Annotated in this window: 8 protein-coding genes, 1 tRNA gene and 1 pseudogene; 4 read left to right on the forward strand and 6 right to left on the reverse strand. The window is 52.7% G+C overall.

Annotated elements, in window-relative coordinates:
• Positions 1-139: 139 nt before the first annotated feature.
• The 3 genes and pseudogenes from Pla144_RS22490 to Pla144_RS22500 all read left to right on the forward strand — a co-directional run.
• Positions 140-1096, forward strand: a pseudogene (locus Pla144_RS22490) (ROK family protein); the annotation flags it as partial.
• A 67-nt stretch (positions 1097-1163) separates the two neighbouring features.
• Entirely contained in the window at positions 1164-2981 is a 1818-nt protein-coding gene (gene lepA, locus Pla144_RS22495; protein WP_146452960.1) for a translation elongation factor 4, read from the forward strand.
• Between the two features lie 28 nt (positions 2982-3009).
• Positions 3010-3546: a GNAT family N-acetyltransferase gene (locus Pla144_RS22500; RefSeq protein WP_146452961.1), complete on the forward strand. Its 537-nt coding sequence runs from the start codon at positions 3010-3012 to the stop codon at positions 3544-3546.
• Between the two features lie 47 nt (positions 3547-3593).
• Here the strand turns inward: Pla144_RS22500 and Pla144_RS22505 are convergent, their stop codons facing one another.
• From Pla144_RS22505 to Pla144_RS22515, 3 genes are all read right to left on the reverse strand, one after another.
• Complete coding sequence (locus tag Pla144_RS22505) at positions 3594-4994, reverse strand: outer membrane protein assembly factor BamB family protein (RefSeq protein WP_197530946.1); 1401 nt, start codon at positions 4992-4994, stop codon at positions 3594-3596.
• A gap of 308 nt (positions 4995-5302) precedes the next feature.
• A complete protein-coding gene (locus Pla144_RS22510) occupies positions 5303-5572 on the reverse strand; it encodes a TfoX/Sxy family protein (protein ID WP_146452963.1) in 270 nt (89 codons plus the stop codon).
• Positions 5573-5672: 100 nt separating this feature from the next.
• Positions 5673-5754 (reverse strand) — tRNA-Leu (locus tag Pla144_RS22515).
• A gap of 104 nt (positions 5755-5858) precedes the next feature.
• Here Pla144_RS22515 and Pla144_RS22520 point away from each other — a divergent pair.
• A complete protein-coding gene (locus Pla144_RS22520; protein WP_146452964.1) occupies positions 5859-6164 on the forward strand; it encodes a DUF971 domain-containing protein in 306 nt (101 codons plus the stop codon).
• Positions 6165-6175: 11 nt separating this feature from the next.
• On the opposite strand, the gene Pla144_RS22525 is transcribed toward Pla144_RS22520, so the two are convergent.
• The 3 genes from Pla144_RS22525 to Pla144_RS22535 form a co-directional block, all read right to left on the reverse strand.
• On the reverse strand, positions 6176-7735 hold the full coding sequence (locus tag Pla144_RS22525) for a M20/M25/M40 family metallo-hydrolase (RefSeq protein WP_146452965.1): 1560 nt from the start codon (positions 7733-7735) through the stop codon (positions 6176-6178).
• A 178-nt stretch (positions 7736-7913) separates the two neighbouring features.
• Positions 7914-9323: a tRNA modification GTPase gene (locus Pla144_RS22530; RefSeq protein WP_261342339.1), complete on the reverse strand. Its 1410-nt coding sequence runs from the start codon at positions 9321-9323 to the stop codon at positions 7914-7916.
• Between the two features lie 154 nt (positions 9324-9477).
• Positions 9478-11793 carry a YidC/Oxa1 family insertase periplasmic-domain containing protein gene (locus tag Pla144_RS22535; protein WP_146452966.1) on the reverse strand — a complete coding sequence of 772 codons (2316 nt, stop codon included), beginning with the start codon at positions 11791-11793 and terminating at the stop codon, positions 9478-9480.
• Positions 11794-11870: the final 77 nt, after the last annotated feature.

Genomic DNA, 11870 nt, shown 5'->3' on the forward strand with positions numbered 1-11870 from the left:
TTCTCGCGGCGCCCCAATGCCATCGTTATCCTCCTCGAAACAAATCAAACCCAGTTCAATCCACCAAATCTAGCGCCAACCGGACTGCAAGGGAAGACCGGGGGAAAGGGACTTTTTCAACGGGCAGTTAGGGGGAACCAACATCAAGCTGGGGTTGATTGACGATGTGGGCCGAACCTTTGCTTTTCACTCTGTCCCTACGGATGTGGATCGGGGCCCTGAGCATGCTGTCGAGCGAATTGCCGGCGGCGTCGTCAATTTGCTTGAATCTGCAAGAATGCGTATTGAAGACGTCGCACGAATCGGTCTGGCAACTCCGGGTCCTATGGACATTGGGGCAGGATTATTACTGACGCCGGGGAATCTTCCCGGCTGGTGGGATTTTCCCATTCGCGAGCAAGTCGCTGCCGCCTGCGGGTTGCCGGTGCGATTTGCGAACGATGCCAACGCCGCCGCCTACGGGGAGTATTGGCAGGGTGCTGGAGCAAGAACCCACAGTATGGTACTTCTTACCCTTGGGACAGGTATTGGCGGGGGAGTAGTAATCCAAGATTCCCTGGTTGAAGGGTCTCATAGCTGCGGAGCGGAATGTGGTTTTATCCTAATCGATCCTCGCCCCGACGCGCGCCGCGATTCCCTTAACAATACAGGAACTTTGGAGGCATATTGTGGCTCCTACGGTGTTGTAGGTAGAGTAGTCGATGCCTTGGCAGAAGGGCGAGATAGTAATCTCACCGAGGTACTCAAGACGGCCGGTGCACTTACCCCGCTAGCCATTGCCCGGGCTGCCGAAGCTGGCGATGCACTGGCTATCGAGATTGTCCTGGATACTGCCAAGTACCTTGCTCTGGGGATCGTGACCTTGATCCACATTGTCGACCCTGAGAGAGTGGTGCTGGGGGGAGCGATGAATTTTGGCGGTGCGGGCCACCCTTTGGGAGAAAGATTTCTGCAACAGGTCCGTGATGAGGTGCGTCCTCGCTTGCTCCCTCCCCTGCGAAAAGTCCTGCATATCGAGTTTGCTAAGCTAGGAGGCAATGCAGGCTATGTCGGCGCTGCCGGCTTGGCACGACTCGAACATCTCCAGACGGTTTAATCTCTAGCTCTACTAAGCCGCCAGTGGTAAATAGTTATCCAGATTCCTTCCCCATCCGATTCCTCCTATGACATCGCCTCAATATATCCGCAATTTTTCCATCGTGGCTCATATCGACCATGGCAAGAGTACGCTTGCAGACCGACTGATGGAAATTACAGGAACGGTAAGCTTCCGAGAGATGAAGGAGCAATTGCTCGACGACATGGCACTGGAACGCCAACGCGGCATAACTATCAAGTCCCATGCCGTGACGATGCACTACCAACATCAGGGACACAATTATGAACTGAACCTGATCGATACACCTGGGCACGTCGATTTTCAATACGAAGTATCACGGTCATTGACTTGTTGCGAAGGGGCTGTGCTTCTGGTAGATGCCTTCCAGGGAGTCGAGGCTCAAACGGTCGCCAATGCGTATGCGGCCATGGAGCACGACCTAACAATTGTTCCCGTGATGAACAAGGTGGACCTCACTCACGCCCGCCCCGATGAAGTCCGTGAGGAAATGGAACACACTTTGGCGATTCATGCCGAGGAGGTGTTAGGTTGCAGTGCCAAGACTGGAATGGGGTGTAAGGAAGTTCTCGACGCGATTATCGAGCGTGTCCCTCCGCCGACAGGCGATCCCAAAGCAGCGTTGCAGGCGATGATATTTGATGCTGTCTACGACGAGTTTCGGGGAGCGATCACCTACATCCGCGTGATGAATGGCACTGTGACGAAGGGGCAAAAAATCAAGTTTCTGCAACAAGGAACTGTGCATGAAGTGATGGAGTTGGGCCATTTCTGTCCGCAGCGCAAGCCGTCCAAAACACTCGCAGCTGGGCAGGTGGGTTATCTCATCTGCAATATCAAGACGCTCGACAAAGTACATATTGGCGACACAGTAAGCACAGCTTCTGGGGTTCCGGCTTCCAAACTCCCCGGCTATCGACAACCAAAGCGGATGGTGTTTTGTGGCCTCTATCCGTCCGACGGGCAGGATTTCAAGCAACTCCGCGAGGCGCTCGACAAACTGGTAATTAACGACCCCAGCTTTGAGTTTACTCCCGAGACAAGTGATGCGTTGGGTTTCGGGTTTCGCTGTGGCTTCCTCGGCTTGCTGCACATGGAGATCATTCAGCAACGGCTTGAACAAGAGGCCGACATCGATCTGGTGCAGACCGCTCCCAACGTCACCTATGAAATCGTTACCACCTCGGGCGAGACACTGGAGGTGCACACTCCGCAGGACGTTCCGGACCAAGGGGATATCGAAGAATTTCGTCAGCCTATCGTGCGAGTTAGTTTTGTGTTGCCGACGGACTATATTGGCGGCATCATGAAACTCTGCACCGATCGCCGAGGGACTTATGTGCGGACCGAGTATCTCTCGCCAACTCGAGCGATGTTGGTCTACGATCTGGCTCTGGCTGATGTGATTTACGACATGCACGACAAACTCAAGAGCACCACCCGCGGCTATGGCACGATGGACTACGAACTCTTGGGTTATGAGGCAGGCGAACTCGTGCGGATGGACATTTTGGTGAAGAACGAACGAATCGATGCGCTGTCGATTGTTTGCGATCGCCGCGACGCCGACGTTCGCGGTCGGGCGGTGATCAAAAAGCTCAAAGAAGAAATCCCACGCCACATGTTCGAAGTCCCACTGCAAGCGGCCATCGGCACCCGCGTTATCGCCCGTGAAAACATCTCAGCGATGCGCAAGAACGTCACCGCCAAGTGCTACGGCGGTGACATCTCCCGTAAACGCAAGCTGTGGGAGAAGCAAAAGGAAGGCAAGAAGCGAATGAAATCCATCGGCTCGGTCGACATTCCGCAGAAGGCGTTCCTGGCTGTATTGGAAACGGGCGAGGAAGAGGGGAAGAAAAAGTAGGATCGAAATCAGAAAGGGCAGCATAAATATGGCTTACTTTCTCACCACCGATCGACTTGGCTTTCGAGTCATGGCTCCAGCTGATCTGGATTTCCTAGCCGAGATGCTCTCAGACAGCGAGACGATGCGATTCTATCCCAATCTGCTCGATCGTAAGGGTGCCGTAGAATGGCTAGAGAAGGGACTCTCGCGACAGCATCGCGACGGTTATTCCTTCTGGTTAGTCGAAGATCAAGGTACTGGTATTCCAATCGGCCAAGTTGGTCTTCTCAATCAAGAAGTCGAAGGCAAGATTGAAGCGGAGATCGGCTACATGCTCCATCGCCAGTATTGGCGACAGGGATTTGCCAGCGAAGCGGCGTCGGCAGTCCGTGATTATGCTTTCCACGCATTGGGAAAGAAGCGAGTCATTTCACTCGTGCGCCCGATCAACATTCCTTCCCAACGAGTTGCGCTATCTTACGGAGCGAAGCCGGAGAAATTGGTTGTCTGGCGTGAGCTTGAGCATCTTGTCTTCGCGCTAAATTACTCCAAAGTTTCAGAAGGCAAGCCTCGAGTGAAATAATGAAAACTTCGAAACCTAAACCGGATTGAGTCTTGGACAGCACCAATCTAATTACTCAAAGTTGGCCCACCAAAGTTTTTCAAATCTAGCCTGACGGACTGTTCACCACCTGGGGCTTTGTCTTCGTCTGTAACTGCAGCGGATGATCCAACGCAAACTAGACTGTCGGAGGTGCGAAACAGCAATCGATTTCCGCAAAGCACCGGGCTTGCAAATCCGCCACTTCCGAGGTCGTTTTCGGAGATCAACTCGTATTCGGGTCCTGCCTTCAATACAAAAGTCATCCCACGCTCATTCGTTACAAGCAGTTTGTCGCCCACCAGGATCGGCGACGCGGAAAAATCTCCGTCTAATCGTTTCTGCCACAATTGTTCGCCGTTGCTCGCTGTGTAGCACGAGGCAATTCCCTGATCGTTGACCACATACAAGCGACCCTCGCCGAACAGAGGAGAAGGCACGTAAGTGACTCCCTTCGTCTTTTTCCATACGACGTGAGTATCCGTAACCTCTCCTTCACCATCAGCTCGGATCGCTAGAAGTTGTTTCTCCGGGTAGCCGCCGCTTGTGAAAACCAAGTCCTCTCCAACTGCAACAGTGTTAGCGGTGACCTCTGCAGGGCCGACACAATGCCAGAGAAGTTTTCCCGTGCTGGGATCATAGCTGCTCATCTTTTGGTGACCAGACAAAAGAAGTTGGGGCTTACCGGCAATATTAGCTACAAACGGAGTGCCGTAGCTCCCATGTATTCCTGGTCGCTCACGCGGCGTGCGCCAGAGAAGCTTTCCCGTTGTGCGGTCCATCGCAGCGACGAAACTGGCATGAGCATTGTCGCCGTTGACAATGACTGCGGACTTGTAGATCACAGGCGACGGACCATAACCATGCTCCGCTTCAAATTCACCGGCTGTTTTTTGCCATACGATTTGCCCAGCGAAGTCGAGAGCAGTGACCCATAAATTGCCTCCGTTGATGAACGCTACGAAGATGTGTTCACCGTCACAGGTCGGCGTTGCCGAGGCAAAACTATTCTTGCCATGGCTTCGCATGAAATTGCCTTTGTGGATAACCGTTTGCCATCGCTGCTCGCCAGTATTTCGATCAAAACAGAGTACCAACTGCTCTTGAGCACCTTCATCAGCAGTTGTGAGAAAGATATTCTCGCCACAAACAATCGGGCTCGAATGCCCCTTACCTGGAACAGCCACTTTCCAAGCGATGTTTTCTGTGGCGGACCAAGTGGTCGCAATGTCGCCTTCTAGAACGTGCCCGTCGCTATGGGGTCCGCGCCACCATGGCCAGTCCTGTGCTGCGGCAACGACTTCCTCGCCCTGCACCGGCTCGGCTGCCGTCACAGTGAGTGCCGCAATTTCTTGCGGGGACGGTGCGCCGCCACACCCTAAGAAGGAAACGAAAACTAAAAATGTGAGAAGCAAGTGAATCCGTTTCATGGGCATTTCTTCGATGAGTGCTGGGTCATTTTGTGAATGGGATGTTAGAAAAAATATGATGCGAACAAAGCGTCATGGATTCAGTAGGACCAGTATTTCGTTCTCAAGTAACGCCACTGAAATAGATCGATTCTAGATAAGTGTTTTGACAGCCTCGGCGAAGGACTATTTACTTGACGTTCAAAAAACCTTACTAAGGAATATCTACTGGGCGCTTTAGCGATCATGCGAGACAAAGGCAGTATATCACTCTTGTGGCAGCGATTCGGCAAACTTAGCAGCCCGATTCACATAAGTTTCAGATCTTTTTAGAACTTGATACCTGCCGGTTCGATCAACGTCCAGTCTTTCATGACCTTGCCGGTAATTTCCATGGGCTTCACATGCGGCTTGGATTGTTTCTCATCGTGATTCTCTTTGTCGAGTCGGACAACTAGCGAGCCCGTCCAGGGGCCAACATACATGTTGCCGTTGATCATGAAACAGACGCCGCCGAAGATTCTCTTTTCGGAAAAACCCTTGTGGCGTTTCAGCATGGGTAGAATTCGAGCGACTATTGTTTTGTCATCTTCTGTCATGGCGCTCTATCCGTTTCTTGAGCAGACCAACAGAATATGAGGTTTTGCCACCTTCGATGCGAAATTTACTTCGCGGTTTGAGAACACACTTAAGCAAGAGTGGGGATGACAGGAGTTGAACCTGCACTCCCGAAGGAACTGGAACCTAAATCCAGCGCGTCTGCCAATTTCGCCACATCCCCTCTTACGTCGAGTTGAGCACCAAAGTATAGTCGGCTCCTGGTCAGTCGGCTAGCCGTTTTGAAGTGCTGCCACCCGCAGAAAATTAGCAACCACGAGCCAATTCATGAGCAATGTTCCCCTTGATCTCCAGGCCCTCCGGGAACTAGGCCGGCTGCATGTCGTGTGGAACGATGGCGAGACAGATTTCCCGTTCGTATTTTTACGCCGCCAATGCCAATGTGCCCAATGTGTGAATGAATGGACAGGGGAGCAGATTCTCGATCCTGCTTCGGTCTCTGACGATATTTCGGTTGAGAGTATGGATCTCGTTGGGAGCTATGCGGTTCGCATCCATTGGTCGGATGGGCACAATTCAGGCCTGTTTACCTGGGATCGATTGCGAGAGTTGAGCCGGTTGCTTGAGAGCTAATTCCTCAACCACTACAAAGTTGCATCGCTTAAATTCCCCGGCGAACCGTTCATCAGAACTTCGAGCGAGTGGACCACGCCGCGGGTCTCCACTTCGAAGTGAATCGCATGAGCTTCGGCCGAAAGCTTGGTTTGCACCCGCTGCAATAGTTCGTTGCGGTCCGCAAACGCTTCCCCTTCGAACGAATGGATACGGTCGTTTAGTTGGAATCCCGCGCGAGCCGAAGGGGAATGGGGCACCACACGAGTAACATAAACCGTGTGCGGTTCTGCGGGGTCGTCGCGCCACGAAAGTCCCAGGTGAATTGGATTGCCGGACAGCGGAACCGAGAAATCCAAGTGTTCTTCAATTCCTGCGCGCTTAATAGTCAATTGCAGCGGCGAATCACTTTCCAAGGCAAGAGTTTCCAGCAAAGCTACATCGTTGAGCCGCTGGCCATTGACTGCGAGAATCTTATCGCCGTGTTCTAAATTGCTGCTCGAATCGTGTACTTCCTTTATCTCCACCAAGCCATCCGAAGAATTTTGCCAACTAAAATTCAGCCGAGATGCCAAGGGGGGTAACGGTTTTTCAAGTCGAGTCTGATTGTAAGGGCTATCTAACCGCGATTCGCTACGAAACTCCGGCAATCGATCCGAGTCGGCCAGTTCTACTACTTGTTCGAGCATATAACTGGCGACTATTTGAATGCCGGGGATATTGATCTTCTCGACATCATCCGACGGACGATGGTAGTCGTCATGCAGTCCGGTGTGAACGTACAGCGAAGGAATCTGTTTTTGGAAGAAGGTCCAGTGGTCACTGTTGTTCTTATATTCCCAATTGAAATCAAGCCATGCCTCGTCCAGGCTCGGGGTACTCATAAGCTTTCGGAATCCACTCCCGCTGCGCGTGCCACCCACTTCGATTCTTCCCGACTCCAATCGGCCTATCATATCAACATTGATCGCTAGTTTCACGCTACTGAGCGGCACCGTCGGTTGCCGTACCCAGTGAGAAGAGCCGAGCAGGCCTTTTTCTTCACCATCCCAGAAGGCGAACAGAATCGACCGCCGGGGGCGATGTTCCGTGCGGGTGAGGGCGTCAATCAATTCCAGCACGGCAGAGACCCCACTGGCGTTGTCGTCGGCTCCGTTATGCACGTAGCCAAATGGCCCGAAACTATTGCGTCGGTTGCCATATCCGACATGATCGTAATGCGCTCCAATGACAATCGTCTCGTGCTGGAGTTCAGCATCGGAGCCGCGCAAGAGGGCAAGGATATTCTGGGAATTGCCCCGAAAATGTTGCTGGAAAGTGCCATTCGAACCGGCGGGTTCGAGTCCCGATTGCTTTACCAGTTCCAGGATATAGCTGGCGGCAGCGTGACCTCCGCGCGATCCCGCCTCGCGGCCTTCGAGCATATCTGCTGCCAGATACTCGACGTGACTCTGAATCTCGGTGGTAGTGATCGATGCACGGGCAATATCAAACCAGGCGTTTTCCGCCGCGTTAGAGGAGGGTAAAGCCAACAAAACAAGCAGCATCAATAAACTACAAGTTTGTCGCAGGTTCTGGCGAGTTTTGGTCATTGAGCGTTCCAGAGATGCAGTCTGAAGGTGGGAGAGCCAACCGGGATTCTCAGTCAGCTCTGGGCCTTGCTTGAGTATCGTCCACCCCCTCTACGAGACTAGTCTCCGATTGTCCAAAGTCGGTTGGTAACGATGGGGAGTCCCATTCATTGGGAACTCAGATCATGGGCTCACAAATCTATTTACCGATGCAGAATTGACTAAAGATACGGTCGAGCACATCATCAGTGTAGACGGTGCCCACCACCCGGCCCAGGTTATCCAGCGCAGTCCGTAGGTCGGCCGCCACCAGTTCCTCTCCTCCGTGGGCAGAGAGCGTCTCCAAGGCTCTGCGAAGAGAATCCCGAGCACTTCTGAGGCTCTCGCTACAACGAGCGGCAGTAGTTGCGACACTCCCAGCGGCGAGTTTTTCAGAGCCCCCCAGAGTTGCTGCTATTGCCGTTCGCAATTCATTGACTCCCGCTCCAGTGAGACTGCTGCAAAATAGTACGCGGGGATGTGAGGGTATCGCAGTCTGGTTATGTTGCAGGAGATCACACTTGGTTAGTGCCAAGCAATTCCAGTGTGTCGACTGAGACTCTTCGATGAAATTGTCCACCAGGTCACGGATTCTTTCTTCCGTTGCGTCGAGACAAAGTACACAACAATCCGCCTGCTTTCTTTGGGTGGCCGTCATCTCCTGAGCGAAGCTGCCGATTGATTCCACTTCACTATTAGCCTCTGACCCGGCCGTGTCGATGAGTTCGCACTTCAAGCCCCCCATGTCGACCGAGGCGGACAAAAAGTCGCGTGTCGTACCGGCTTGCTCGGATACTAGGGCACGCACTTTCTCTCGGCTTGCACCACACTCATTGAGCAGGGCGTTAAACAAACTGCTTTTTCCTGCGTTCGGCTTACCCACTAGGACAACACGAGGCAAAGTAAGAGGTTGGTTGCGGGTGGTTAACTGATCGACTACTGCTTCGACCATTTCAACGGCAGCGGTTAGTTGCTTGCTGAGTTCCCCAGCAGAAATGAACTCAATGTCTTCCTCAACGAAATCAAGCCCTGCTTCCAGGTGAGCCAGCAGCACGAGTAGCGTTTCGCGGAGTTCAGTAAGTGGCTGAGAAAGTCCTCCAGCAAGCTGGACCAACGCAGTCTGCAAAGAATCATCACTCGAAGCATCGATGATTCCTAGCACCGCTTCAGCCTGGGTTAGATCCAATCGCCCGGCGAGACAAGCGCGCAAGGTGAATTCCCCCGGCTCGGCGATTCTTGCCCCGTGCAGACACAACGATTCGAGAGAAGCTTCTAACAAAGGAGAAGAGCCAAATGTGTGTAACTCGGCACAAGGCTGCCGAGTGTAGCTTCGTTCGCTCGGCCAGAGAAACACTTCGCAATACACAACGGTGGCAGTATTCAGCTGCAAGATGCCTGCGACCAGTTGTGCAGTATTCAGGGATTTTAGTCTAAATGCAGGCTCGGACGGTTCAAAACAACCTGCCAGGCAATCGAGCATCCTCGGGCCGCTGAGACGAATCATCCCCCGGGCTGCACCGCCCCGGGCCGTCCCAATCGCAGCTATCGTGTCGGTAATATCAGGAACCATAGAAGAGCGGAAAATTAGATGACGAGATACCCAGTGTCGAAAGTGTGACCAACGTCCAAATTCCAATCGGCTATTGAGTTATGCGATTCTTCTCTCGTGACTCATTATTCGACCTGCTTTGGTCAGTGGTCATTGGACTTTGGTCATTCTCCAACTACCGTTTCTTCTTGGGCCGCCTTATCTGCTTGTCAGACGCTGCACCATTCTTGGTACTGCTAAAGCTAGTTCGCGTGTTAACGGGTGACGGGGCGACATTGAGGCCAGTCGGAACTGGTGCAGGAATTAGTTTTCTTTCGGCAATACCCCATGCACTCGATGCGATAAAGTAAATGCACAATCCGGCTGCAACCTTGTAAAACAATAACCCCATGAAGACCATCATGTACTTCATCATCTTTTGCTGTAAGGCCGCCTGCTCGTTGGCTGGTTCAGGCATGACGAGTTTTTGTTGCAATATGAAGAGCCCGCAGGTGACCAATGGCAAGACATTCAAATAGGGCCCCAGACCAAAGAAACCTTCGCCACTACTGATGAAACTCGGCATGATGCTGGACCAATTCCACAACATATCTGGGGCAGCCAGATTCGAGCACCAGCGGATCGCGTCACCAAACAGAGGCGCCTGCCGCAACTCCACGTCCACGGCCAGCGATCGGTACAAACCGATAAAGACTGGCAACTGGATGAACATCGGGAGACAGCCGGCGAGCGGATTGATCTTATGCTTGCGATATAATTCTTGCATCGCTTGCGATTGTTTGGGCGAGTCGTTCTTGTATTTCTCTTTGAGTTTGTCGAGTTCCGGCTTGAGTTGTTGCATCTTGGCCATGCTCTGCATCTGCTTGCGGCTGATGGGAAACATACCGCTACGAACCAAGACGGTGAGCATCACAATCGCTATGCCATAGTTACCCACAATTCCATAGAAGAAGTGCAGTATTGCCAGCATTCCTTTGGCAACAGTGCTGAACCAACCGAAGTAAACTAAGTCGGTCAGGGAATATTGGGGGCTGTTGACGGCCAGATAATTTGCCAACAGTGCTGGGCGCTTTGGACCGGCAAAGATTGTATAGGACTGTTCCAAAGATTGCCCAGGCTGAATGATATTTGGCTTACTGATTAGCCTGCAGGTGACATTGGCAAAAGTACCGTCATTCGAGCGAGCCTTAGGAGGCGGGCTAAGCAGTACAGGCCTCACGACGTCCAACCAAACTTCATCCGGCGATTGCTTAATTGGTAACAAGACGGACGAAAAGTACTGGGCATCGACTCCCATGAAGGCCATCGAACCTCCTTCAAAGTCTTTTCCATCCCCGGACGCTATCTTACTTGGAGACTGTTCGGTCGTGTCTCCCCCAAAGTAGCGGCCCACCACGTCTCGCAAGCCTGCCGATCCCCAGTTGCGACCAAACTTACGTGCATACCACCAACCTTCGATCGGCAATCCATTGGGGCCGTCGAGGCGATAGGCCACCTCGGTTGCCTGTTCCCCTAAATTGCGAATTGCAATCTCGAGAGTGAGCGAGTAGGCGGGATAATTGATATCGTACTGCTTGTCAGCAGGGACAGGCACTAGGCGATATTTCTTTACCACCTCCAGTCGCTGCTGGGGCAAAAGCTGACGAAAAGTGATGCTCTGCTGGTCACTCTCGACGATTTCCCAATTGCTGTCGAGCAGATGGAGACCGGCAATTTCAGCCTCCCCCTCAGCAAGCTTGCTCAAGCCGATTTTTTCCATCGTGAATTGGAAAGAGGGGGGCGAGGGAAAATCCTCTGGCAGTTTGCCGGTCCGCATGAGTTCGTTTTCGCTCTCAGGGCGAATGACTTCCAGGGGACGCCACCTGAGTGTGGCTTCGACCTTCGTCGGCTGCTCGTCACCGCGTGCCACGTTCAGCTGAACCTTTGATTTTGGTTTGCGGCGAGCGAGAGCCTTTTGTAGGTCCTCGATCGACTCCAGCTTGGTTGCACCCTCTTTGCCATTGACGGATATGAGTCGGTCTCCCACCTCAATTCCCGCCTTCGCAGCGGGTGTACCTGCTCCCACGACCTGGACCAGAAGGCCTCCCCGCGGATCTGTTATCAATTCCAACTGCCCTAAGTAACCACTTCGATCTTGGAGATCACGAAAGCGAGAACTCGACAATTCTACTCTCTGAATCGCGGCACCATGATTCGTAAACGTACAGAGCAAGCGGAAGGGAGACTTTGAGTCGATTGAACCAAGCGTTAAGTAACTCAGTGGCGATTCTTTGGACTCAGGAAAGTCTGCTGGCACGGCCTGGGCATCTGGGGCCACTGGCACTTCTGGAAGTCCAACTGGAGCCTTGTCAGCGGCGACTTGCTCAGCAACGGGGTCCTTGGGCTTGTCACTAAGTTTCTTTGCATTGCGCTGTGGAGCAAGGAACATACTGTTCAGCACAAGGACGGCAAACGAGAGTGCCAGAAACAAAACTATTCGGCGTTGATCCACTTACAAAAATCCTTAATTAGGCGGCTTATGTGCCGTCGCGAAAGTTCGCAAGAATGCTTGGCTGGCAATCACTGACT

Origin of the sequence: Bythopirellula polymerisocia (genome assembly GCF_007860015.1) — a bacterium.
Taxonomy (GTDB): Bacteria; Planctomycetota; Planctomycetia; order Pirellulales; family Lacipirellulaceae; genus Bythopirellula; species Bythopirellula polymerisocia.